Here is a 22,643-nt window from a genome sequence, read left to right as displayed (position 1 = left end):
TGTGGGCCGCCGCGCTGAGCTCTTGCACGCCTCGTCGCGAACGCAGTCCATGACGCGCGGCGCAGCAGCTTTCGTTGGACCGCACGGATTTGTCTCAACCTGTCATAGAAATCCGAGGGAATTCACCTGCCACCGGAACCTGCAGAGGCGCTATGCATTCCGCCGTGCATATGTACTTCGGTCCAATCCAAAATTGACCCGGCGCACGATTCGCCTATATCACCAATCACTGTGGGGACTTCGATCTACTAGGGAAGGTCATGCCGCGTATTCTCGTGGTCGATGACGATCCGATGGTCGGCGCGACCATCGAGGTCCTCCTCCTGCGCCAGGGCTTCGACGTCACGCTCACCGACGGCGGCGAAACGGGGTTGGCTGCGCTGGAGGCGCAGACGTTTGATGTCATGCTGGTTGATATCTTCATGCCGCATATGCGCGGCTTCGAATCCATCCGCATCTTTCACGAGCGTGCGCCGGCGATTCCGTTGATCGCCATGTCGGGCTATGCCTTCGCCTCATCCGCCTCGCCCTCCCCGGACTTCCTTCGCATGGCGCTGGAGCTCGGCGCCTCGCGGTGCCTGCGCAAGCCGTTCACGCCCGAGACGCTGTTGGTGACAATCCGGGAATGCCTCGGCGAGAGCGCGCCGCCGAAGGACCAGAAAGAGGCCCCTTGATTCCCTCGCAGCGCGTCATTCTCGGTGCCGGACTCGCCATCCTCCTGCTCATCACAGCCGCCTCGATCGGGCTCGACGTCAAGTCGCGCTCGGACGCGGCCTGGGTCAATCACACCGTCCAGGTCCTGAAGAAGATCTCCGATCTGCAGGTTCTGATCCGGCGCGCCGAGAGCGCCGCGCGCGGTTACGAGATCTACCGAAATCCCAGCTTCAGCGACGAGTTCCAGGAGGTGCACGCCCGGATCGCGCCGGCCCTCGCCGACCTCAAGCGCAGCGTGAACGACAATCCCGACCAGATCGCGCTGCTCGAGGGCATGGAGCCGCTGGCGCTCCGCCGGCTCGATATTGCCGCCGAGGCGATGCGCCTGCGCGCCACCAACGACGGGGCCGGCATTGCCGCGCTCCAGGGCAAGGGCGAGGGTCGCGGCCTGATGGACACGGTGATGGGCAATCTCGACCATCTGAGCGCAGAAGAGGAACGGTTGCTCACCGCGCGCTCCCAGGATTCGCGCCGCACCGGCATCGTGCTGCTCGGTATCGACGTCGCCGGCGCGCTGGTGATCCTGCTGCTGGTCGTGATGGTGATGCGCGAGAGCCAGCGCACCACGGTCGCGCTGAAGAGCACACTGCTGGAGACCACGGCAGCCAACCAGCAACTCGAGGCGGCCGTGGCCGAGCGCACCGAGCATCTCGTCAACGCCCATGACGAGCTTCGCGTGTCGATCAACGTGCTCCAGAGCACGTTCCACAGCATGGCGGAGGCCGTGCTGGTCATCGACGCCGAGGGCAATGTCCTTTTGTCCAATCCGGCCGCGGAGCGCATGCTCCTGCATCGCGCCGGCATGAACCTGCGCAATCTGCGCGCCCTGTCCGACGTCTTCCACGGCGACGGCGTCACGCCGCTCAAGTCCGACGAGCTGCCGTCCGTGCGCGTGCTACGTGGCGACGAGTTCGAAGATCTGGAGATGATCGTCCGCCCGCACAGCGGCAACAGCGCGCGCCATCTGATGATCAGCGGCCGGCCGATGCGCGACGGGCAAGGCAACATCTCGGGCGGCGTGCTGGTCTATCACGACGCGACATCGTCGCGCGAAACCGAGCGGCAGTTGCACCAGTCGCAGAAGCTCGACGCCATCGGCAAGCTGACCGGCGGCGTCGCGCACGATTTCAACAACATGCTGACCGTGATCTCAGGCAACACCGAAACGCTGGTGGCGAGCCTGAAGGAGCAGCCCGAGCTGCAGCGCGCCGCGCGCCTGATCGACGATGCCGCCGGGCGCTGCGCCGAGCTGATCCAGCACCTTCTCTCGTTTGCGCGCAGGCAGCCGCTGCAGCCGCGCAATGTCGACATCAACGCAGCGATCGCCGATATCGCAAAACTGTTGCGCCCCACCCTCGGCGAGCAGATCCAGATCGAGACCGTGCTGGAACAGGAACCGATGACGGCGCATATCGACCCGTCCCGCCTCACCAATGCCGTGCTCAACATGGCCATCAACGCCCGCGACGCCATGGCCAACGGCGGCAAGCTGCTGCTCGAGACCCACCGTGTCGTGCTGGACGAGGCCTATGCGAAGGCCAATGCCGACGTGCGGCCCGGCCCTTACGTAATGCTCGCGGTCAGCGACACCGGCACCGGCATGCCGCTAGATGTCCAGGAGAAGGCGTTCGAGCCCTTCTTCACCACCAAGGAGGTCGGCAAAGGCTCAGGTCTCGGCCTCTCCATGGTCTACGGCTTCGTCAAGCAGTCCGGCGGCCACATCAAGATCTACAGCGAGCAAGGCCACGGCACCACGATCAAGCTCTATCTGCCGCCGGGCGAAGGCGCGGCGGAAGCCACGGCCGCGATCGCACCACAGGCCGAAGGCGGCGCCGAGACCATTTTCGTGGTCGAGGACGACACGCTGGTGCGCAACTTCGTCACGGCGCAGCTGCAGAGCCTCGGCTACAAGACGATCGCCGCCGGCGACAGCCGGGCCGCGCTGCAATTGATAGAGGCCGGCCAGGCCTTCGACCTGCTTTTCACCGACGTCGTCATCCCCGGCGGCATGAGCGGCCGCGAGCTCGCCGACGAGGTGGCGAAGCGCCGGCCGGGGCTCAAAGTGCTCTACACCTCCGGCTACACCGACAACGCCATCGTCCACCACGGCAAGCTCGACGACGGCGTGATGCTGCTGACAAAACCCTATCGAAGAAACCAGCTCGCGGAGATGATCCGGAAGGCGCTGAATGGCGGGGGAATGGCGGCGTCTTAAACAGGCGTGTGCCCGTGCGGACTCAATCCGGCACGAGAACCCGGCCGTGATCGACGAGGATCCTGTCGCCCTCGGACGGGGCAGCGGATATTGAGGGCACGTTGACGGACTCAAGCATGAGAGCCTTCCCAGGCTCGCCTCCGCGCGGTGTTGTCCGAACGACCTGGCTCGGAGGCAGCGGCGTCTTTCGGGTCAAGTGGGCCCACATCAGGTCGAGGGCACGCAGATGATAGAGGACGAGCGGAATCATTCTCGTGTCGAAGCCTGGCAGGTCGGTACCGAAATGCTCCGCATTCGTGACCTCGATATAGCGCAGGTTCGCACTTTCCCCGTCAACGATATTGTTCAAGCCCAGATACGGACGCGACGAGAAGCTGACGGGAACACGGTCGTCATTGCGGCCATGCACGATAATCGTCGGCAACCCGTGCAATTGACCTGATGCCAAAAATTCGTCGATACCGGTCTTCACGCGCTCCGATCCGGAGGAATTTCCGGTCACGAGCTCACGAATACAGACGGCTCCATCCAGGTTGAAATCCTGCCGCCCCGTGCTGGGCGATACCGAGAGCCAGCTTCGCCGTGCCCCCGTCGGATCGTTGTCGTTGACCACATCGATCGTTCCGGCCGGAGCACCTCCAGGCGCAACGGAGAAGATCGTCGCAGCCAGATCGGGAGGAACCGCAACCGGCCTTCCATCAGCATCCGTTGCAGCGTAGCTGTAACCGCAAACACGGTCGCGAACGTCGAAGCGGCCGTGATCATTGACGTACTTGGTTGCGGTTGCGTCCGGTGCGACGAAATATCCGAATGCGTGACCGACGTCGGTCTCGTCGTCCCAACCGTAAGCATGCATGCGATCGAGCGCTTCGCGCGCCTGGGCGTCCAGGGTCGCAGACGTCAACAAGCCCTTGTCGTGAAGGGACTGGCATCGGTTCGCCGCGAATGGCACACGGTCCCGCAATGGAATATCGGTCACCGCGAGCACCGCGCATGGCTGATAAAGGTTCCCGAAGCTGAAATAATCGAGCAAGCTACGGCCTGTGCCTCGCCGCTCAAGAGTCCCCCGCTTCACGACCACCCTGTCGTCGGGCTTGAGCTGGACTTGCGGCTCGCGCGCGACGACACCGTCCAACAGGTGCGCTGCGTCTTTTTCCGCGCCATAGAGGACGGCCCCTCCGCCATTCGAGCTTCCCGTTGCAATAACGATCGTATTCTCACGGGTGAAGCCCGGGTCCCGCTTCGCCAACTCGACGAATGCGAATTGCACCGACCGGAGCAGATCGGTGCCCCAATCCTTCTCGGGGTTCTGCTTCGAATGTGCAGCCTTGAATGCAACGCGATGAGGCCATGCAGCGAGGAACGAGGTGCGCGCCGCTTCATCAAGATCGGCGCGGAAGTGCGCTTTCGATCCCGCCGCTTGTGCCGGCACTTGTGGGCCGTCGATCAGATTGACCGTATCGTTCTCCAGAAGATGGAAGCCGTTGCCATGTCCTTTATCGTTGTAGACGACGGCGCAACGATGACGCAGTCCCCAATAGCCGAAATCGACGATGTCGCGAAACAAGCTCGCTGAGCCCGCGACCGGAATTGCGATGAGGCATCGCCGCTCCGTCGAGAGGTCTGACGGAATCTGCAAGAGCATCGCGATGTTCTGCCTGCCGTCCCCATCGTCCGCATAGGCAAGAATTTCGTCGCCGGCAATCCTGCCCGCATCGTCGAATGATTGACCCGTCTCCTGATCGACATGGGGGCCAAATAGCCGGCCATAACCCTGCCCTTTGCTCGCGCGGTAGAAGACCGAAGCGCGGCGCAGCTCTTGTGCTGTGGGATGCAAGGGATCCGCGAAACGCGGAGCGGCCCCGGTCATTGCCTCGGCACCCATTCCCGCGGTGACAAGGTCGTCTGACGTGCCGTTATAGTGGGTTACTTGTTCTTCGTGCAGCCAAACCGGAAGCTCGCCCGCGCGAGCCACTCCGATCGACATCAGGGCGAGAGAAACGGCGCAGAAGGTTTTCATCATGGCTTACTCGTTCGAACCGGGGCGGAGGTCATCGGGAAGGTCCATGTTCAGCAGCGCCGAACTGAGCGACTTTCCATGCGCATCGATGGCCAGGGATCGCGTCACGCCGCCGCCAAGCGCCTCGGTCATGACGAAGTTCAGCGCTCCGATGCCGGGCAATTCGTATCGCGTCACCTCGCCATTGACGATGCCATCGAACAATTGCTTGACCCGATCGGTTGTCACGTACGTGCAGAGCACGTCGTAATCGTTCGGGTCGTACGCGATCACGGAGACGTTTGACGTATTGCCCTTGTCCCCTGTGCGCGAGTGCGCGATGTCCCGTAGTTTCATGGAGTCATTCTCCCCTGTGGCAGGCGTGCGGCGTTCCCGGGCGTCTTCTGCTTGGGCTCACGCTTCGAAGTATTGGACGGCCGTCCTCACGTCAGCCTCTGGAATCAGCGTGGATGCCACTGCGACGACCTCGCGGGCCGACTTCCAGGCTCCGCCGCCTCCGGCTGGGCCATTGGTGTAGAGGGTCTCCACCTCCTCACCGATGCGTCTGGCTTCGGCCAGCGTTTCGGTGCGTCCAATCACACGAACCCGCACTTCATAGGGTTGACATCCTAGCGATAGATTTTCGCCGTGGAGCGCGTTCGATCCGATGAGATCGCTCCTTAACTCGCTCGTCTCCACGCCTGAGAGCGCAAGCCGTTCCCGAACGATCTCGATCGCCAGCCGTCCACGCTCATGGGCGCCCGGCCCGGCATAGGAAATTTGGCCTTCGCCAACATAGCTGTCGATGTAGCCGACCGAGACTTTCAGTTCGCCTGTCTTCGGCGTGCCGCTCGCGCCGATGACGTGGACGCGATCCTCACCGATTTCTTCCACCTGGACACGAGAGAAGTCAGCGACCACATCCGGTTGGAAATAGCGGGCGGGATCGTGGATCTCATAGAGCAATTGCTCCTTGACCGTCGCGGCCGTCACCTGCCCCCCGGAGCCCGCCACCTTGGTGACGATCAAATCCCCGTCTTCCCGAACTTCGCCGATCGGAAAGCCGAGACGGGCAAGGTCTTTAACGTCCTTGTATCCGGGATCGGCGAAATATCCGCCGGTGACCTGACCCGCGCACTCCAGAAGATGGCCGACCAGAATGCCTCTTCCCAGCAACGGCCAATCGTCCATCGCCCAGTCGAACTCGTGGATCAACGGACCGAGGAAAAGCGAGGGATCGGCGGCCCGCCCGGTGATGACGACATCGGCCCCATCGCGCAAGGCTTGGGCGATCGAAGCGCCACCGAGATACGCGTTGGCGGAAGCTATTCGATTGCCGAGACCCTCGACGGTACAGCCGATATCGAGGTGGCGATCGGAGTTTTTCAGATCGCCGAGGACATCATCGCCCGTGACGGCAGCGATTTTGAGCCCACGAAGTCCCAACTGCCGCGCAATCGCCGTAGTAGCCCGCGCGGCGGATACCGGATTGGCGGCTCCCATATTCGTGACGATGCGGACACCGTTCGCACGACAGGCCGGCAGCACAGCCTTCATCCGGGCTTCCAGCAACGGATCGAACCCCGCGCTCGGATCCTTCAGCCTTGCGGCTTGCGCAAGCGCGATCGTGCGCTCGGCAAGACATTCGAACACCAGGTAGTCGAGCTTGCCTTTTTCCGCGAGCTCGACGGCCGGTTCGATCCGGTCACCCGAATATCCGGCGCCTGCTCCTATTCTGATCGTGCGCATTCGTCACCTCGCTACAGCGGGAAAATGCCGAGACAAACGCAGGCTATGGTCATCACCACCGAGGCCGCAAAGAGGAACGGTATCGTGAACCTCTGATGATCGGCCAGATCGATGCCGGTCAAGCCGACGACGAGAAACGTCGCAGGCGTCAATGGGCTCACGGGAAAACCGGTGGTCATCTGTCCCAGCAAGGCCGCCTGCGCGAGCTGAACTTTGGGAACGCCAAGCTGCCCCCCAACTTCGGCCAGGACCGGAAGAACCCCGAAATAGAACGAGTCCGGATCGAACAAAAGGCTTAGTGGCATTGCAACGATACCAAGCGCGATCGGCATGAATTTCGCCGCGCCCGGCGGCACGAATCCGACGGCATCCTGCGCCATCGCCTTCAACATCCCCGACCCCTGCATGATGCCGGTGAACACGCCCGCCGCGAGCAGGATCGAGGCCATCAACAGTGCGGCCCTCGCGTGCGCGTCCACACGCTGCCGTTGATCGTCGACATTGGGATAGTTGATGAGCAGCGCCAGACAAGTGCCGATCATGAACACGATGGCAGGCGTCAGCCTGTCGCCCAGAGCGACCATGGTCCCGAGCACGATCACTGTCAGAACGATGTTGATCCAGAAGTTCCGCGGCCGCCGCAGCTTGAGCTCGGCTTCGCTCAAGGTTCGCTGAGCCTCGACATCGACGGATGCCCCGGCTTCCAGGCCGAGCCGTTTCTCTTCCCTGCGACCCAGCCAATAGGAGACGGCAAAGATGAAGACGATGCCGGCCAACTGAACCGGCACCAGCGGGTTGAATATCTCCGGAATCGGCAGCTTGAGCGAAGCGGCGGCCCGTATCATGGGGCCGGTCCAGGGCAGGAAATTCACACCGGCAGCCAGGGACGCCGCGCAGGCGAGAATGCGGCGATCGATGCCGAGGCGATCGTACAAGGGAAGCATCGCCGGAATCGTGATGAGAAAGGTGACAGCGCCCGATCCATCGAGGTGGATGAGCAGAGCCAATAGGGTGGTGCCCATGACGATCCGCGTAGGCCGTGTACCGACGGTGCGCAGGATGCGGTCGATGATCGGGTCCAGCATGCCCGCATCCGTCACCACGCCAAAGAAGAGGATCGCGAACACGAACATGCCGACGACGGGTGCGAGGCTCTGGAGCCCGCTGACGATGAACTTGCTCGTATCCCAGCCGAAACCGCCGATCAGACAGGCGATCAGCGGTATAAGAATGAGAGCGATCAGCGGCGACATCCGCTTCGTCATGATGACCAGAAGCAGCACCGCAATGGTGGCAACGCCAAGCAACGCCAGATTGTGCATTTCCCCGCCTGATTGTTCTTTTCGGGGATCTCTCCCGAACACTTGTCGCAAATTGAACGTGGCCCGCGCCATTAGGCAATTGAAATGATTCAATCGCAGCGATAGAGAAACTCTATGGATATAAACGTGAGGCAACTCCGTTCCTTCGTCGCAGTCGCGAAGTTGGGCAGCTTCACCCAGGCGGCGGCGGCGCTGCATGTGTCGCAGCCGACCCTTTCGGTCCAGATCCGACGGCTGGAGGAATCGCTCGGGCTTCGGCTGTTCGATCGCAACCCGCGTTCGGTCGCGTTGACCCGCATGGGACGTGAGCTGCTACCCGCGCTCGAACGGACCTTGCAGGATCTCGAATCCCTTCTCAGCGATGCCCGGGATGTCGCGAGTGAGCGACGAGGCGTCGTCCGCATCGCGGCCCTGCCCTCCTTTGCTGCTGGAATACTCCCCGACGTGATCGGCGGATTCCGGGGGCAAAACCCCGGAGCTTCCTTCGCATTGAAGGACGTCATTGCCAGTCGCGTGCTGGCGCTTATTCGCTCGGAAGAGGTGGATCTCGGTCTGACGGGCGGAGACGTGTCGTTCCCCGATATCGAGACCATCTTCACGGCGCGCGACGAGATGAGCGTGGTCTACCCCGAATCCCATCCGATCGGAACTCAGCGTCGCATCACGGCGTGCGTGCTGGCCAAGTATCCGCTGGTCATGATGGACCAGGGCACCAGCGTGAGGGCAGTCACCGATCTCGCCTTCAACCGCGCGGGGCTGCTGCCGGCGCCGGCGTCGGAAGCGACCTATATGATGACGGCTATCGGCATGGTCCGCGCCGGCATCGGCCTCACCATCCTGCCGACGTCAGCGCGGGAAATCTTTGCCGAACCTTCGCTGCGAAGCCGCAAAATCAGCGACAACAACTTCGCGCGGCCCGTCGCGCTGATCAAGAAGGCGCATCGAACCCTTCCGCCACTCAGTCGATTGTTCGCGGAGTTCCTGCAAGCCAACAGGCGCGGCCTGTTCGCGGGAAACCGACCCTGACGCCATGGCGGGAATTCGATGCGGGCCGAGCGCTCGATCGGCGCACTAACGCGTCGCCAGCACCACCGCCGCCAGCGTAAAGATCAGCCCTGCGATCTGCCCCGGCCCGAGCGGCTCTCCCAGCGCAAGTGCGGATGCGACGACGCCGATCACCGGCACCGCCATCGTCCCGATCGCTGCGACCGAGGCCGGCAGGCGCGAAAGCGCCGCGAACCAGCTGACATAGGCGATGCAGAACTGCACCACGGTCGAATAGAGCAGCAGCCACCAGCCGACCGGCGTCACCCTGTCCAGATGCGAGGTCTCGATCAGGAGGCCTGCGATCGAGACCGGCAGGCAGCCGATCCCGATCTGCCAGGCGGCGGCCGTGATCGGCGGCAGATGGATCGGGTACTTCTTCGAGAACACCGTGCCGACGGCAAAGCCGATCGCGCCGCACAGCGCCATGATGATGCCCGGCAGCTTCTCCGCGCTGGCGGCAATGCCGTTGCCGCCCATGATCGAGGCGAGGCCGGCAAAGGCCATCACCAGCCCGAGCGTGCGTAGCACGGTCGGCCGCTCCCCGAGCACGGGCCAGGCGATCAGCGAGGCCCAGACCGGCATGGTGTAGGCGATCAGCGCCGCCTCGCTCGCCGGCAGCCAGAGCAGCGCCAGCCCCATCAGCACCATCCAGCCGGTGACGTTGAGGACGGCGGCGGTCGCCAGCCGCGGCCAGATCCCGGGCGCGACCTTCAGACTGTCGCCACGGACCAGCGCGAGCGCGGCCAGCAGCACCGCGCCGAGCACGCCGGTCACCCCGCGCAGCGTCAGCGGCGGCAGCTCGCCGAGCAGGAATTTCGTGACCGGCCAATTGAAGCCCCAGCCGATCGACGTGATCGCGAGGAACATCAGGCCGGCCGGGGCGATGCGCGGTCGCGCATCCCGGCGGGTCGAATCAAGCATGTGGGCAATCCGGCAAGATCGAGCGTCAGCTTGGCGCGGATTCGCGCACCTTTCCACCACTCCGGCGGGCATGCCTGCCCTCAGCTTCCGTACCGCTACGTGAGTCCCAACGGTGCAACCCCGGACCTCAAAAATATACCTGCCCTGTGAACAGCGGGATGAAGGGTCCGTATCGGCACCGAATGCAAATTTTTTCGGTTGGGAATCCCTGAGGACTCACTGATACTTGGCTCAACAACAGGTGAGGCCTCGCCCCCTGTTATCCCCGGCAATCCACCATATTTAGTGTTTGATTCAGGAACTCGCACTAGTTCTTGACGGGCGCAACGGAGAGTCCTAGCTTTCGGTCCGTTCGGCGCGAGTGTGTTTGCGTCCCGCCGGCACTCCCCCAAAGGGTCCGCAAAACTGCACTCCGCCAGGCCAGACGAAGGCAGCGGGATGAGGGCTTGTCTGCCCGCGGACAGCGGACTTTTCGGGCGCCAGAACGGGCCGGCAACAGGCTCGGATGGCATCGGTAGACGTTGTGACGGTGTGGGGCGTTTGAACGCATGTCGGGCTCATCGCTTTGGGGCGGATGGGCCTGGACATGCCGGCGGATGATCGGTGCGCGCATCGACCAATCGCGTCGGGAGAAACTGGGCCGGGATCCACCGGCTGAACTGCGGTGCCCAAGGGCCGATCGGGCCCGGGTGGAAACGCGAAACGTAATGTCGACCCGGATGCCTGAACGGAGGCAGTCCGGTCAAAGAATAGGACGGGGCAAGACCATGCGGATTGAGCGGCGCCACACCACTTCGGGACAGTCACCTTACGCCGGGATCGATTTCCGGCTGACCACGTCGGAGATCAGGAATCCCGACGGCTCGGTCGTGTTTAAAATGGACGGCGTCGAGGTTCCGGCCGAATGGTCGCAGGTCGCCTCCGACGTGCTCGCCCAGAAGTATTTCCGGAAAGCCGGCGTCGCCGCGCACCTGAAGAAGGTCGAGGAAGAATCCGTCCCCTCGTTCCTGTGGCGCTCCGTGCCCGACACTGATGCGCTCGCCGCGTTGCCCGAGAAAGAGCGCTATGTCAGCGAGCTCTCGGCAAAGCAGGTGTTCGACCGCCTCGCCGGCTGCTGGACCTATTGGGGCTGGAAGGGCAACTATTTCTCCTCCGACGAGGACGCCCAGACCTTCTACGACGAGCTCCGCTACATGCTCGCCATGCAGATGGTCGCGCCGAACTCGCCGCAATGGTTCAACACCGGCCTGCACTGGGCCTATGGCATCGACGGTCCTGGCCAGGGCCACTATTACGTCGACCCCTTCACCGGCAAGCTGACCAAGTCCAGGTCGGCCTACGAGCATCCGCAGCCGCACGCCTGCTTCATCCAGGGCGTCGGTGACGACCTCGTCAACGAGGGCGGCATCATGGACCTCTGGGTCCGCGAAGCCCGCCTGTTCAAGTACGGCTCCGGCACCGGCTCCAACTTCTCGCGCCTGCGCGGTGAGGGTGAAAAACTGTCCGGCGGCGGCCGCTCGTCCGGCCTGATGAGCTTCCTCAAGATCGGCGACCGCGCCGCCGGCGCGATCAAGTCGGGCGGCACCACGCGCCGCGCCGCCAAGATGGTCGTCGTCGACGTCGATCACCCCGATATCGAGACCTATATCGACTGGAAGGTGAAGGAGGAGCAGAAGGTCGCCGCCCTCGTCACGGGATCGAAGATCAACCAGAAGCATCTCAAGCTGGTGCTGAAGGCCTGCGTGAACTGCGAAGGCTCGGGCGACGATTGTTTCGACCCGGAGAAGAACCCGGCGCTGCGTCGCGAGATCAAGCTCGCGCGCCGCAGCCTCGTGCCTGACAATTACATCAAGCGCGTCATCCAGTTTGCCAAGCAGGGCTACAAGGACATCCAGTTCGACGTCTACGACACCGACTGGGATTCGGAAGCCTACCTCACGGTCTCCGGCCAGAACTCCAACAACTCGGTCTCGCTGCGGGACGACTTCCTCCGCGCCGTCGAGACCGACGGCGACTGGAACCTCAACGCCCGCACCTCCAAGAAGGTGACGAAGACGCTGAAGGCGCGCGACCTCTGGGAAAAAATCGGCTACGCCGCCTGGGCGTCGGCCGACCCGGGCCTGCACTTCAACACCACCATGAACGACTGGCACACGTGCAAGGCGTCCGGCGACATCCGCGCGTCCAATCCCTGCTCGGAATACATGTTCCTGGACGACACCGCGTGCAATCTCGCCTCGGCGAACCTGCTGACGTTCTACGACACCACGACCAAGCAGTTCGACGTCGCCGGCTACGAGCACCTCTGCCGGCTCTGGACCATCGTGCTCGAAATCTCGGTGATGATGGCGCAGTTCCCGTCGAAGGCGATCGCCGAGCTCTCCTACGAGTTCCGCACGCTCGGCCTCGGCTACGCCAATATCGGCGGCCTGCTGATGACCATGGGTCTGTCCTATGACAGCAAGGAAGGCCGTGCGCTCTGCGGCGCGCTGACCGCTGTGATGACCGGCATCACCTACAAGACCTCGGCGGAGATGGCGGCCGAGCTCGGCACCTTCCCGGGCTACAAGAAGAACGCCGCGCACATGCTGCGCGTCATCCGCAACCACCGCCGCGCCGCCCACGGCCAGTCCAATGGCTACGAGGCGCTCAGCGTCAACCCGGTGCCGCTCGACCTCGTCTCCTGCCCGCAAGGCGACCTGGTCGCGCGTGCGCAGGCGGCCTGGGATGGGGCGCTCGAGCTCGGCGAGAAGCACGGCTATCGCAACGCCCAGACCACTGTCATCGCGCCCACGGGCACGATCGGCCTGGTGATGGACTGCGATACGACGGGCATCGAGCCGGACTTCGCGCTGGTCAAGTTCAAGAAGCTCGCCGGCGGCGGCTACTTCAAGATCATCAACCGCGCGGTCCCCGCAGCGCTGCGCGCGCTCGGCTATCGCGAGAGCGAGATCGCGGAGATCGAGGCCTACGCCGTCGGCCACGGCTCGCTCTCCAACGCCCCCGGCATCAACGCCTCGACGCTGAAGGCCAAGGGCTTCACCGATGAGGCCATCGCCAAGGTCGAAAAGGCGCTGCCGACGGCCTTCGATATCAAGTTCGCCTTCAACAAGTGGACCTTTGGCGAGGACTTCATTCGCGACCAGCTCGGCATCGGCGCGGAAGCCATTGCGGCTCCCGGCTTCGACCTGCTGCAGGCCGTGGGCTTCACCAAGCGCGAGATCGAGGCGGCCAACGTCCACATCTGCGGCGCGATGACGGTGGAAGGTGCTCCGCACCTCAAGGCCGAGCACTATGCGGTGTTCGACTGCGCCAACCCCTGCGGCAAGGTCGGCAAGCGTTATCTCTCGGTCGAGAGCCACATCCGCATGATGGCGGCGGCCCAGCCCTTCATCTCGGGTGCGATCTCCAAGACCATCAACATGCCGAACGACGCCACCGTGGAGGACTGCAAGTCCGCCTACATGCTGTCGTGGAAGCTGGCATTGAAAGCCAACGCGCTCTATCGCGATGGCTCCAAGCTCAGCCAGCCGCTCAACTCGCAGCTCATCAGCGATGACGAGGACGAGGATGATGCGGTCGAGAGCCTCTACGAGAAGCCAATGGCGGCGCGCGCCACGCAGGTCTCGGAGAAGATCGTCGAGAAGCTGGTCGAGCGCATCATCGTGATGCGCGAGCGCGAGAAGATGCCGGACCGCCGCAAGGGCTACACCCAGAAGGCGGTCGTCGGCGGCCACAAGGTCTACTTGCGCACCGGCGAGTATGACGACGGCCGTCTCGGCGAGATCTTCATCGACATGCACAAGGAAGGCGCAGCGCTCCGCTCCTTCATCAACAATTTTGCGATCGCGGTGTCCCTCGGTCTGCAATACGGCGTGCCGCTCGACGAATATGTCGACGCCTTCACCTTCACCCGCTTCGAGCCGGCGGGCCCCGTGCAGGGCAACGACAGCATCAAGTACGCGACCTCGATCCTCGACTACGTCTTCCGCGAGCTCGCGGTGAGCTACATGTCGCGCTTTGATCTCGCCCATGTCGATCCGACCGAGTCGAATTTTGACGCGCTCGGCAAAGGCGTGGAAGAAGGCAAGGAGCCGGACGCCCACCAAGCGACCAAGCTGGTCTCGCGCGGCCTCACCCGCTCTCGCACCGACAATCTGGTGGTGATGCGCGGCGGCTCGGCCGCGGTCGTCTCCGGCAGCGACAACGCGCCCGCCGGCGGCAGCAAGGTCACCTCGCTCGCCTCCCACGGCGCCACCGCTCGCGGCGCGGGCGATGCCCTGGAAGGCGCGGTCGCGCTGAAGCAGGAAGCCAGCCACGACCTCTCGCCCACCGAGAAGCTCGAAGCCCTCCAGTGGAGCAAGGCCGGCAGCGCCGCAACCGTCGCCGCCCCCAGCAAGGCCGAGCGCCGCGCGGAAGCGAAAGCAAAAGGCTACGAAGGCGAGATGTGCAGCGAGTGCGGCAACTTCACGCTGGTGCGGAATGGCACCTGCATGAAGTGCGATACGTGTGGCTCAACGACGGGGTGCAGCTGATCCCGATAGCGCAAGCCGTCCGGCGGAGGCATCGATGCCAGTTGCATTACGCCAAGGCGGCTTGCGCTACTACTTCATCTCAAACGAGGGGCAGCCGCCCGAACCGCCACATATTCATGTCAAAGGTGGCGGCAGCGACGCTAAGATCTGGCTTGAACGGGCCATATCGATTGCGGATAGTTACGGCTTCAATCCGCGGGAACTTTCGAATATCCTGCGCGTCGTCGAAGACAACCGCCGACCTGCTCCTGAAGGCTTGGCATGACCATTTCGGCAACTAGCGTTCGCTTTGACGAACATACGATGTGGGTCGAATTGTCGGACGGCCGGACGCTTGGTGTCCCGCTCGCCTGGTTTCCGCGGTTGCTGCACGCAACGTCGGCCGAACGCGACCAGGTCGAACTGAGCCGGGTCGGGTTGCACTGGGAAGCGCTTGACGAGGATATTTCCGTCGCCGGCCTCCTCGCAGGACGGGGCGATGTAACGCGATCTACAGAACACGCTGCGTAGACAGCCGAGGCGCCGAGGCCATGCCACGTGCTATTAAGGCGACACGCGCCCTTGCGAAACCCATCATTTCGCGAAGGCCGTCGTTGGGCATTACAGTGACAGCTCGTAGGATGGGTAGAGCACTTGCGAAACCCATCGCTTTTTCTACTGGCTATCATGGGCTTCGCTATAGCCATCCTACGAGCTTTAGTCTTTCCGCGCACGGAAATGCTTGGTATGCTCAACTCATGCTTGCATAAGCTGTTTGGGGCGCAGAGGCGATGACACGTGGATGGGGTTGGCCTGCGTGGGCCACTTAGTTGTACAATAAATTTCTCAAGTCGATTTTTGCATGGGGCACGCTTCTGCTGCTGCAAGCCTACGCTGCAGAGACCTCCGCTCGCGACGCTCAAAACCAGACATTGGAGGCGCGGCAGGGCCACATTTATTTCATCCGGCATCCCAGCATTTTGAGCCGGCTTGGCAAACCTGACATCAGAGTCGATGGCAAAGTGGTGGGCGAGCTCGCCGTTGCCACCTACATCCTCGTGGATCAGCCGGCGGGGCCACACACGATCACCGTCGTTGGCGCAATGGACTCAGTGGGGTGCGAGGCCGAGATTCGCGTGCAGCCCGGCATGTCCTACTATTTCGAAATGGGGCCGATCGTGAATACTAACATGGACTCGTTTAATCTCGCATCGATGGGCGTAAGCGGACGGCCTGTCCCCTGCCGCAACCGGCATAACACGCCCTACATGTTCTACTCGCTCGATGCGACTGCTGGAGCAGCCGCGGTCGCTAGGATAAAGGCCCGAAATTAGACAGCTCGTAGGGTGGATCAGCCGAAGGCGTAATCCACCTCTTTTCGTGGCGAAGAAAATGGTGGGTTATGCTTCGCTGACCCACCCTACACGCTGCGAGCCGAAATTGCCTTTGTGGCCAAGCGTTTCCCTCCTAAACTCCTGAGTCCACCGGCATGTGTTCTGACGGGCCCGGTAGAAGCGGAGTCGAGTTATGCCCAAACCGGAAAGCTTCCAGATCGAGAAGATTTTCGTTCCCACGAAAATCAAGAAGGCCCTCAAGCCGGAGATCGTCGGGGAGATCGCGGAAAGCATTCTGGACATCGGACAGCAGGCCCCCATTTCCGTTCGGCTCGACGGAGACCGCCTCGTTCTGGTCGAGGGATTGCATCGGCTCGAAGCCTGCAAGGCGCTCGGCGAGACAACCATTCTCGGTGTCCTGGTCCCGACTGAGCTTGCTCAGCACAAGCCGCTGCTGTCCGACCGACCCGAAGTCGACGCAGAACGCATCAAGATGGCGCGGTTGAAGCAGTTGCGCCTGGAGAAGGAAGCCGCGGAGGCATCGATGGCTGCCTTCAGGGGCGTCCACGCAACGGAAGCGCCGCGCACCCGCTCGACGACGGGCCGCGACAATCCAAAGGCATCACCGGGCCGGACCGTGGGATCGACACCGAAAACATTGTCGGACTGGATCACGCAGCAAAAGGGCAACGGCGGCCGCTATTGATGGCCGGCTGCAGGTCTTGAGATCACAGCTCGAATTGCAGTGACAGTGCACGAAACCATCACGATCAATCGGCCTTCCGCCCGTCTCCTCGCGCCGGAGTGATAGCCGCAATCGACTTGCCCGCCGTCGGCTCAACGCGTGAAGGTGGAAGCGATACCCATCAATCCGGCAGAGCCGGAATTAGCCGCGGGCGTAACCCGCCAATCGGGTCTCGCGAATGGCGGGTTACTGTTGTGCCCGTTAGTACTTTGGCGCTGTGCTCGTGCCCGACTTTGGCATTGTGCTCGTGCCCGTGGTTTGAGACCTGGTGCTCGCGCCGGTGGTTTGGCCGGGCGCGGAATTGGACGCGCCGGCGCTGGTCTTGTTCGAGGCCTTGGCGTGGTGCGTCGCATGGTGCATCGCATGGTGCTTCTTGTGTCCCGGAGCGTAGCTGGAAGCGCCCGGCTCACCCGTCTTGGAGCCCATCTGCTGCGTCTCTTGGCCCGGCGTCTGGCTCGATACGCCCTGAGCAAACACGGCTGGTGCCGTTGCCATGAGAATAGTAGCAGAGAGCGCGATGATCTTCGATTTCATGTCGTCCTCCTCCCGATAAGCCCCTCAATGCAACGAAATGAGACCGGCCCCGTTCCCCTGAACGAATGTTCATAATGGGCCGGGCGACTGATGGGGCGAAGCCCGTAGGATGGGTGGATTGGAGCGAAGCGAGGCCCCATCATCAGCCGATCGGCAAGGCGATGGGCTTCGCAAGGGCTCAACCCGTCCTACGAACTCGATCCGCCCCGCCCCCGAGCCCGCCATAATTTCTCCCTCGCACGCGCGTTGTGTTGGACAGCGGCGAGACCTATTCTTCCAGCGATCGGATTGCCGCACGCCCAGTGACGCCCGACTGGATGGAGAGCGCATCGGTGCCTGAAGCGGACGACCCCAAGACCGATACCCAAAAGACTGATACCCAAAAGGCTGATTCCCAAAAGGCTGATTCCCAAAAGCCTGGTATCCAAATGCCTGATACCCAAAAGCCGGACGAGATGCGTGCCGATGGCGGGCTGGCGCGGGCCTTTGACCAGATCAAGAGCGCAGAGGACGACCTTGCGCGGCTGGACCGGCTGGTTTCCGCAATGGAACGCGGCAGCGAAAGCCCGCGGGCTTCGCAAGCAAGCGCCGCTGCGGCGGCAGCCGAGGACAAGGCGCCGGATAGCAAGCTTCGCGATCAAGGCCTGAAGGGAGATCGGCCCATGCTGCGCGCTTTGGTTGGCCTCGTGCTGGCGATCGGCATTCTCGGTGCTGCCTTCGCTTCGCAATATCGCGATGAGGCCAAGTCGATCAGCAAGTCGATCATGGCGCGCTGGGCCCCGCCGGCCACGAATGAGCCCCCGCAAGCGTCCGCGGTTGCAAGTCCGGCGCAGCCGCCGGCACTGCAATTGGCTGCTGTGGATCAGCCTGGTCCGCTGCCCCCGCCGCCGGTCGGCAAGGAAACGGAAGGCGCTCCAAAACCTGACGTTTCAAGACCGGACGCTCCAAGCACTGGCACCACAGCGCCTGACCAGCCCTCGTCTGATCTCGCGCAATCGCTCAAGACCATCACCAACGAGCTTGCGAGCATCAACGGAAAGCTCGAGCAACTGAAGAGCCGCAACGAGCAGACGCTGCGCGAGCAGGCCGACACCATTCAACAGCTCAAGGCGGCGCAGGAGAAGGATGCGGCGGACAATGCGCGCCTCGCCGCGCAGGTCCAGGCGCTGCAAACGCAACTGACGGCTTCATCCGCATCTGCATCTGTGAAACCCGCCGTGCGGAGCGTGCTCAACAACGATACGGCTGCGGCTGCACGGCCGCACGTGCAAGCGGCCGCACCCCGGCGACCCAGGCCACCACGAGGACCATGGATGCCCCCGCCCTATATGGTCGACCCCTACGGCGATCCGGATTGGTAGGCGCGCAAGGGCGGATGAGCCGACGGGGTGGAACGCCGCTCGTGCGCCTGACAGGATGCGGATCTACCGTGTCGGCCCATCCGCCCCGCGCCTCTACCCTCGCGCCCGACGAACCGCCTCCTCCAGCTTGATCCTCTGCTTGTGCCAACGCGCGTCCTCCGCCCCGGCACGTTCGTCCAGCACAGCCCGCTCCGCGTCGATCTCATCCACCCGCGCCTGGTGGTCGCGCTTCGCCTTGTCCAGCGCCGCCTGGGCGGCCGCGACCGCCTTGTCACGGCGCGCGCGGGCGGCCTCTTCCTTGCGGCGCGCGCTGTCGCGGCGCTGCTCTTCCCGGGCGAAGGCGGCGGCGGCCTTGCGCGCGTCCTGATCGTCGATCTTGCGGGAGGACTTCGCCGCACGCCTGGCGGGACGCTTCTTTGTCCCAGACCTGGATTTTGTCTTGCCCTCGCCGCCGGCGAGATCGGTCGGCAGCTTGGCGTGCTCGGTGAACGGGCCGTCCGATCCGACCGGGCGCCTGAGCACCACGCCCGGGCTCGCCATGGTCGCGGCGACGATATCGGGGTCGTCGGTCTCCTTCGCGATGCCCTGATGGAATAGGTTGGACCTGGCGCCCCAGGCGTCCAGCGCCGCCTTCATCGAGGGAGCGGCGACCGCCTGATCGTAAAAGCCGAGCGAGGTCTGATACGTCTTCAGTTTTCTTTTCAGTGTCCTTGGCATGACGCCTCTCGGCTTGGTATTCCCGGTGCGGAGGGGCCGCGGATCGTCGCGCAGCCCCGAAGCGATATAGATCAACCCGTCGGACCACGGCTTCCGCAACGGCTCGGCCCATCCTACCGGCTCCCACAAGCCCCATGCCAAGGAAAAGCAAGCGCCTGCTCACTCGCCTTCGCAGCATCCGCCAGGGCGCTCGGTGTTTACGAAAAAAGTTCGTGCGCGCACCGCGGCTGGTTCGGATCGCGGCCGGCTTGGCGATGCTGCTTGCGCTCGCGGCGCTTGCAAACATCCTCTATCAAATGGTCCGCAAGCCGACCGAGCTGTTCGTCTTTCTCGGCAATTCCCTCGACAAGGAGCCTGCCGAGAACTGGCGGCAATACGGCCCGCTCTTCCGCACCTACTCCACTGCGACGATCTCGCCCGAATTGCTGGCAGCACTTGCGCAGGTCGAGAGCTCGGGCAATCCGGTGGCGCGCACCTACTGGCGCTGGCGATGGAGCTTTAATCCGCTGGCGATCTACCGGCCCGCCTCGTCTGCCGTCGGGCTCTACCAGATGACCGATCCGGCCCTCAGCGAGGCCGCGCGGTTCTGTATCCGCGGCAACGTCGTGACTGATACCGGCTGCGGTTCGACCTTCCTCTACACCCGCGCGATCCCGAGCCACGCCATCGAGCTGGCATCGGTATATCTCGACCGCAATGTCGCCGACGTTCTCGCCCGCGCCGGCGACGTGAAGGCCAATGCGCAGCAAAAGCAGGATCTCGCCGCCTTCATCCATCTCTGCGGCGGAGGTCCGGCCACCGCCTATGCGCGGCGGCACTTTCAGATGGTGGCCACCGAACGCTGCGGCGATCACCTCGTCGCGAGCTATGTCGCCAGGGTCAACGCGATGAAGCGGCAGTTTCAGCGCCTTGGGGCGGGTGACGGCAATTAGCGGCTACTTCGCCACGCCGACCATCGCCGTCGCCATCTTCTTGTTGCCCTCGACGCTCAGATGACGCCCGTCGGGACCGACGCTGCCCGGTTGCCGCCAAACTGTCATGTAGGTCCCCCAGACGTCGACGACCCGGATGCCCCGCGCCTTCAACTGGCTCTTGATGGCCGCGATGTTCTCCATGGCTTTGACCGGGCTCATATTGTGCCTGACGTCATTGGCCGGATTGTCGCAGAGAATGACGAGCTTCGTCCCAGCCGGAACGACGCTCGGCGTACGTGCAAGCGTCGCATCGGTGGTCTCACCCCACACGCCGGCATTGGCGACATGGACCTGAGACCCCTTGGCGCGCAGCAATCCCTCCAGCACGGCCGGCCACATCTCGGATTCCGCGACGTTGCCGTGGACCGCGCTATGGCCGAGCGCCACGATCTGCGCGGACGAAGGATTGACCGAGGCAACAACCACGGCCGCAACAGCAAGGAGAAGAATTCGGAAATTCGAACAATCCATGGCGCCCTCCAAAATATTTTCAAAATCGACTCAGACGGGGCCGAATGAATGCCCCGTCGAGATCCGCAGCCAATGTTCGCTATTCCGTCTGCGTTTGGCAACTCTCCATCCGGATATCCGTAGTCCGTAGGATGGGTAGAGCTCTTGCGAAACCCATCATTCCGCGAGGGATTCTTTGATGGGTTTCGCTTTCGCTCTACCCATCCTACGGCTTCAGACCGTCGCTTCGGTATCCGGCATTGAACTCTTGCCGCCGTCCGAACCTCGCTGCCGGCTTCCGGCCGAGAAAATGTCGTGCACGAGGCCAAGCTTCCCGAGTCCCAAAATAATCAGGCCGTTGATGTCGATCTCGTACCAGGCGTGCGACAGATAGGCGTCGCGCGGAAACCGGTGATGGTTGTTGTGCAGGCCTTCGCCGAAGGTGAGGATCGTGGTCACCAGCTCGTTGGTGGTGCCGTCGTTGAGCTCATAGCGGCGGTAGCCGTAGCGACCGTCGCTATGGCAGACCGAATTGACCAGCGAGGTGGCCATGGTCATGAGGTAGCTGCGGAACAGGCCGGCGAACAGCACGCAGCCGATCATCGTGTGCACGCCGCCGAACGCATAGCCGATAGCGCCCGGAATGACGATCGCCGACAGCGCGTACCAGTACCAGCGCGTCCTGGTGAAGAACATCGCGATCGGGTCGGCCAGAATATCCCTGGCGTAATATTCGGAATCGGTGGTCGCGAGGTCCCACACCCAGTTGCCTTGCGCGTGCCCCATCCCCTTGGCGAAGGAGGCAATGCGGTTGCCGAAGCCGTCATAATAGGGGCTGTGGACGTCGCCGGGCTTGTCGGAGTGAAGATGGTGCCGGCGATGGTTGCTCACCCATTTCAGGATCGAGCCCTGCACCGCCATCGTGGCGATGGCGGCGAGTATCGTCCGCATCACCGGACCGCAGCGGTAGCTGCGGTGCACGAAGTAGCGGTGCATGAAGCCGATCCCGATCGTGGTCATCGCAAACAGGCCGACGAAGACCGAGATCTCGACACGCCCGATGCCTTGCGTGAAGGCCCAGACCAGCGCCCCGATCGAGCCCAAGATCATCATGGCGAACGAGATGTAGGAATCGCGAAATTTTGCGTCGACCACCGGGCCTTCGACCAGCACGCCCGGCGGCATTTTTGGCGGCAGTTCCCGATCGGAATCCTGCTCCGGAAGCACGCCCTCGATTGCAGTCATTTCAGTCCGTCCGTTGATGGAAAGCCAACCCTTCTGCAACGCAGGGTACAGACGCCGGTTATGTTGAGCAAGCCGTGCAAAGCGCGGGGGTTAACGCGAGGGAGCGGCGGGTTCGGTGCGGTAGGGTGGGCAAAGCGGAAGCGTGCCCACCATGTCTGTCGCATTCGTGGAGAGATGGTGGGCACGGCGCGCTGCGCCTTTGCCCACCCTACGAGACTCTACAACTCGGCAACGCCCCGCTGCCCTTCACCACCAATACGGCCAGCGCCACCCCTCATAACGAACATAGGACGGCACCAGCGGCGGGCCGTACGGATCGACCCGGTCGTCTTCAGGGCGATAACGATAACGCGGAACGACATTGTAGTCCCACGGCGTTGGCCTCAGCACCGGCGCCGTGACGATGAGCCTCTCCTGTGGTGCGCGAACGACAACGGCCTTCCGCGCCCTAGCCTCGGCACCCGACATCCCGAGGCCGCACAGCACCGCGGCCGTTCCGAGCGCACACGCGACAGTCATGATCTTCATGCGATGGTCTCCTTCCCGACGAAGAGTGCAAAAGGACGCCAAGCAAGGCAAGCCCATTTCGATCACGACTTGCATGAACGACGGACGTCGGCTCCGGCGACTTGGCCCTGGGCGCAGGGCTATCGCATGTGGGAGCGATTCCCATGTGGCCATCCTTCGAGACGCCCGCCGTTGGCGGGCCCTCAGAGGGTGTGAATCTTTTGACTGCTTGCAAGCAAGTATAGCGGATCGCCGGTACATATGATTCTCTTCGCGATGGATTGGCGGGAGGCGG

At 63.2% G+C, this 22,643-nt stretch carries 20 protein-coding genes; 10 read left to right on the top strand and 10 right to left on the bottom strand.

Annotation, left to right across the window (positions count from 1 at the left end; all coding sequences use genetic code 11):
- The first annotated feature begins 260 nt into the window (after positions 1-260).
- Together ABIC09_RS09865 and ABIC09_RS09860 are read left to right on the top strand one after the other, a co-directional pair.
- On the top strand, positions 261-674 hold the full coding sequence (locus ABIC09_RS09865) for a response regulator (protein WP_148748743.1): 414 nt from the start codon (positions 261-263) through the stop codon (positions 672-674).
- Entirely contained in the window at positions 671-2,929 is a 2,259-nt protein-coding gene (locus ABIC09_RS09860) for a CHASE3 domain-containing protein (RefSeq protein ID WP_354109147.1), read from the top strand. The genes ABIC09_RS09865 and ABIC09_RS09860 overlap by 4 nt, the downstream gene beginning before the upstream one ends.
- Before the next feature lie 22 nt (positions 2,930-2,951).
- Here the strand turns inward: ABIC09_RS09860 and ABIC09_RS09855 are convergent, their stop codons facing one another.
- Genes ABIC09_RS09855 through ABIC09_RS09840 form a run of 4 tightly spaced genes read right to left on the bottom strand, consistent with a single transcriptional unit; the run spans position 2,952 to position 7,999 of the window.
- Positions 2,952-4,952 (bottom strand): 3-hydroxybutyrate oligomer hydrolase family protein, encoded by a 2,001-nt coding sequence (locus ABIC09_RS09855; RefSeq protein ID WP_354109146.1) that lies wholly within the window; start codon positions 4,950-4,952, stop codon positions 2,952-2,954.
- Positions 4,953-4,955: 3 nt separating this feature from the next.
- Positions 4,956-5,285: an AtuA-related protein gene (locus ABIC09_RS09850; RefSeq protein ID WP_354109145.1), complete on the bottom strand. Its 330-nt coding sequence runs from the start codon at positions 5,283-5,285 to the stop codon at positions 4,956-4,958.
- 57 nt (positions 5,286-5,342) lie between these two features.
- Positions 5,343-6,677 (bottom strand): acyclic terpene utilization AtuA family protein, encoded by a 1,335-nt coding sequence (locus ABIC09_RS09845; RefSeq protein WP_354109144.1) that lies wholly within the window; start codon positions 6,675-6,677, stop codon positions 5,343-5,345.
- Between the two features lie 11 nt (positions 6,678-6,688).
- Positions 6,689-7,999 (bottom strand): CitMHS family transporter, encoded by a 1,311-nt coding sequence (locus ABIC09_RS09840; protein ID WP_354033567.1) that lies wholly within the window; start codon positions 7,997-7,999, stop codon positions 6,689-6,691.
- A gap of 162 nt (positions 8,000-8,161) precedes the next feature.
- Between ABIC09_RS09840 and ABIC09_RS09835 the strand changes: the two genes are divergently transcribed.
- Complete coding sequence (locus tag ABIC09_RS09835) at positions 8,162-9,025, top strand: LysR family transcriptional regulator (protein ID WP_354109143.1); 864 nt, start codon at positions 8,162-8,164, stop codon at positions 9,023-9,025.
- A gap of 45 nt (positions 9,026-9,070) precedes the next feature.
- On the opposite strand, the gene ABIC09_RS09830 is transcribed toward ABIC09_RS09835, so the two are convergent.
- Positions 9,071-9,967, bottom strand: a complete 897-nt coding sequence (locus tag ABIC09_RS09830) for a DMT family transporter (RefSeq protein WP_354109142.1) — start codon at positions 9,965-9,967, stop codon at positions 9,071-9,073.
- A gap of 767 nt (positions 9,968-10,734) precedes the next feature.
- Between ABIC09_RS09830 and ABIC09_RS09825 the strand changes: the two genes are divergently transcribed.
- The 5 genes from ABIC09_RS09825 (at position 10,735) to ABIC09_RS09805 (ending at position 16,521) form a co-directional block, all read left to right on the top strand.
- Positions 10,735-14,502 (top strand): vitamin B12-dependent ribonucleotide reductase, encoded by a 3,768-nt coding sequence (locus ABIC09_RS09825; RefSeq protein ID WP_354109141.1) that lies wholly within the window; start codon positions 10,735-10,737, stop codon positions 14,500-14,502.
- A 34-nt stretch (positions 14,503-14,536) separates the two neighbouring features.
- The gene (locus ABIC09_RS09820) at positions 14,537-14,767 is read left to right on the top strand and encodes a DUF4160 domain-containing protein (RefSeq protein ID WP_354109140.1); all 231 of its coding nucleotides are present in this window, start codon (positions 14,537-14,539) and stop codon (positions 14,765-14,767) included.
- The gene (locus ABIC09_RS09815) at positions 14,764-15,012 is read left to right on the top strand and encodes a DUF2442 domain-containing protein (RefSeq protein WP_354109139.1); all 249 of its coding nucleotides are present in this window, start codon (positions 14,764-14,766) and stop codon (positions 15,010-15,012) included. The genes ABIC09_RS09820 and ABIC09_RS09815 overlap by 4 nt, the downstream gene beginning before the upstream one ends.
- Before the next feature lie 299 nt (positions 15,013-15,311).
- Positions 15,312-15,815 (top strand): DUF2846 domain-containing protein, encoded by a 504-nt coding sequence (locus tag ABIC09_RS09810; RefSeq protein WP_354109138.1) that lies wholly within the window; start codon positions 15,312-15,314, stop codon positions 15,813-15,815.
- A 193-nt stretch (positions 15,816-16,008) separates the two neighbouring features.
- On the top strand, positions 16,009-16,521 hold the full coding sequence (locus ABIC09_RS09805; protein ID WP_354109137.1) for a ParB N-terminal domain-containing protein: 513 nt from the start codon (positions 16,009-16,011) through the stop codon (positions 16,519-16,521).
- Positions 16,522-16,761: 240 nt separating this feature from the next.
- Here ABIC09_RS09805 and ABIC09_RS09800 read toward each other — a convergent pair whose 3' ends face one another.
- Complete coding sequence (locus ABIC09_RS09800) at positions 16,762-17,094, bottom strand: hypothetical protein (protein WP_354082687.1); 333 nt, start codon at positions 17,092-17,094, stop codon at positions 16,762-16,764.
- 317 nt (positions 17,095-17,411) lie between these two features.
- Between ABIC09_RS09800 and ABIC09_RS09795 the strand changes: the two genes are divergently transcribed.
- The gene (locus ABIC09_RS09795) at positions 17,412-18,455 is read left to right on the top strand and encodes a hypothetical protein (protein WP_354109315.1); all 1,044 of its coding nucleotides are present in this window, start codon (positions 17,412-17,414) and stop codon (positions 18,453-18,455) included.
- A gap of 93 nt (positions 18,456-18,548) precedes the next feature.
- On the opposite strand, the gene ABIC09_RS09790 is transcribed toward ABIC09_RS09795, so the two are convergent.
- Complete coding sequence (locus ABIC09_RS09790) at positions 18,549-19,172, bottom strand: cell envelope biogenesis protein TolA (RefSeq protein WP_354109136.1); 624 nt, start codon at positions 19,170-19,172, stop codon at positions 18,549-18,551.
- Positions 19,173-19,306: 134 nt separating this feature from the next.
- On the opposite strand from ABIC09_RS09790, the gene ABIC09_RS09785 reads away from it, so the two are divergent.
- Positions 19,307-20,104, top strand: a complete 798-nt coding sequence (locus tag ABIC09_RS09785) for a transglycosylase SLT domain-containing protein (RefSeq protein WP_354033440.1) — start codon at positions 19,307-19,309, stop codon at positions 20,102-20,104.
- A gap of 3 nt (positions 20,105-20,107) precedes the next feature.
- Here the strand turns inward: ABIC09_RS09785 and ABIC09_RS09780 are convergent, their stop codons facing one another.
- From ABIC09_RS09780 to ABIC09_RS09770, 3 genes are all read right to left on the bottom strand, one after another.
- Complete coding sequence (locus tag ABIC09_RS09780; RefSeq protein WP_354109135.1) at positions 20,108-20,617, bottom strand: GDSL-type esterase/lipase family protein; 510 nt, start codon at positions 20,615-20,617, stop codon at positions 20,108-20,110.
- A 213-nt stretch (positions 20,618-20,830) separates the two neighbouring features.
- Complete coding sequence (locus ABIC09_RS09775; RefSeq protein ID WP_354109134.1) at positions 20,831-21,841, bottom strand: acyl-CoA desaturase; 1,011 nt, start codon at positions 21,839-21,841, stop codon at positions 20,831-20,833.
- Positions 21,842-22,087: 246 nt separating this feature from the next.
- Positions 22,088-22,369 (bottom strand): hypothetical protein, encoded by a 282-nt coding sequence (locus ABIC09_RS09770; protein ID WP_354109133.1) that lies wholly within the window; start codon positions 22,367-22,369, stop codon positions 22,088-22,090.
- Positions 22,370-22,643: the final 274 nt, after the last annotated feature.

The sequence above is a fragment of the Bradyrhizobium sp. S3.12.5 genome (genome assembly GCF_040548225.1).
GTDB classification, from domain to species: domain Bacteria; phylum Pseudomonadota; class Alphaproteobacteria; order Rhizobiales; family Xanthobacteraceae; genus Bradyrhizobium; species Bradyrhizobium cytisi.
The sequence above is the reverse complement of the archived record's forward strand: the minus strand, read 5'-3'. Positions and strand labels throughout refer to the sequence as shown.

Coding starts and splice junctions, on each gene's coding strand:
- ABIC09_RS09865 (WP_148748743.1), top strand. CDS start 261: ATGCCGCGTATTCTCGTGGTCGATGACGATCCGATGGTCGGCGCGACC.
- ABIC09_RS09855 (WP_354109146.1), bottom strand. CDS start 4,952: ATGATGAAAACCTTCTGCGCCGTTTCTCTCGCCCTGATGTCGATCGGA.
- ABIC09_RS09850 (WP_354109145.1), bottom strand. CDS start 5,285: ATGAAACTACGGGACATCGCGCACTCGCGCACAGGGGACAAGGGCAAT.
- ABIC09_RS09845 (WP_354109144.1), bottom strand. CDS start 6,677: ATGCGCACGATCAGAATAGGAGCAGGCGCCGGATATTCGGGTGACCGG.
- ABIC09_RS09840 (WP_354033567.1), bottom strand. CDS start 7,999: ATGCACAATCTGGCGTTGCTTGGCGTTGCCACCATTGCGGTGCTGCTT.
- ABIC09_RS09830 (WP_354109142.1), bottom strand. CDS start 9,967: ATGCTTGATTCGACCCGCCGGGATGCGCGACCGCGCATCGCCCCGGCC.
- ABIC09_RS09825 (WP_354109141.1), top strand. CDS start 10,735: ATGCGGATTGAGCGGCGCCACACCACTTCGGGACAGTCACCTTACGCC.
- ABIC09_RS09820 (WP_354109140.1), top strand. CDS start 14,537: ATGCCAGTTGCATTACGCCAAGGCGGCTTGCGCTACTACTTCATCTCA.
- ABIC09_RS09815 (WP_354109139.1), top strand. CDS start 14,764: ATGACCATTTCGGCAACTAGCGTTCGCTTTGACGAACATACGATGTGG.
- ABIC09_RS09805 (WP_354109137.1), top strand. CDS start 16,009: ATGCCCAAACCGGAAAGCTTCCAGATCGAGAAGATTTTCGTTCCCACG.
- ABIC09_RS09800 (WP_354082687.1), bottom strand. CDS start 17,094: ATGAAATCGAAGATCATCGCGCTCTCTGCTACTATTCTCATGGCAACG.
- ABIC09_RS09795 (WP_354109315.1), top strand. CDS start 17,412: ATGGAGAGCGCATCGGTGCCTGAAGCGGACGACCCCAAGACCGATACC.
- ABIC09_RS09790 (WP_354109136.1), bottom strand. CDS start 19,172: ATGCCAAGGACACTGAAAAGAAAACTGAAGACGTATCAGACCTCGCTC.
- ABIC09_RS09785 (WP_354033440.1), top strand. CDS start 19,307: ATGCCAAGGAAAAGCAAGCGCCTGCTCACTCGCCTTCGCAGCATCCGC.
- ABIC09_RS09780 (WP_354109135.1), bottom strand. CDS start 20,617: ATGGATTGTTCGAATTTCCGAATTCTTCTCCTTGCTGTTGCGGCCGTG.
- ABIC09_RS09775 (WP_354109134.1), bottom strand. CDS start 21,841: ATGACTGCAATCGAGGGCGTGCTTCCGGAGCAGGATTCCGATCGGGAA.
- ABIC09_RS09770 (WP_354109133.1), bottom strand. CDS start 22,369: ATGAAGATCATGACTGTCGCGTGTGCGCTCGGAACGGCCGCGGTGCTG.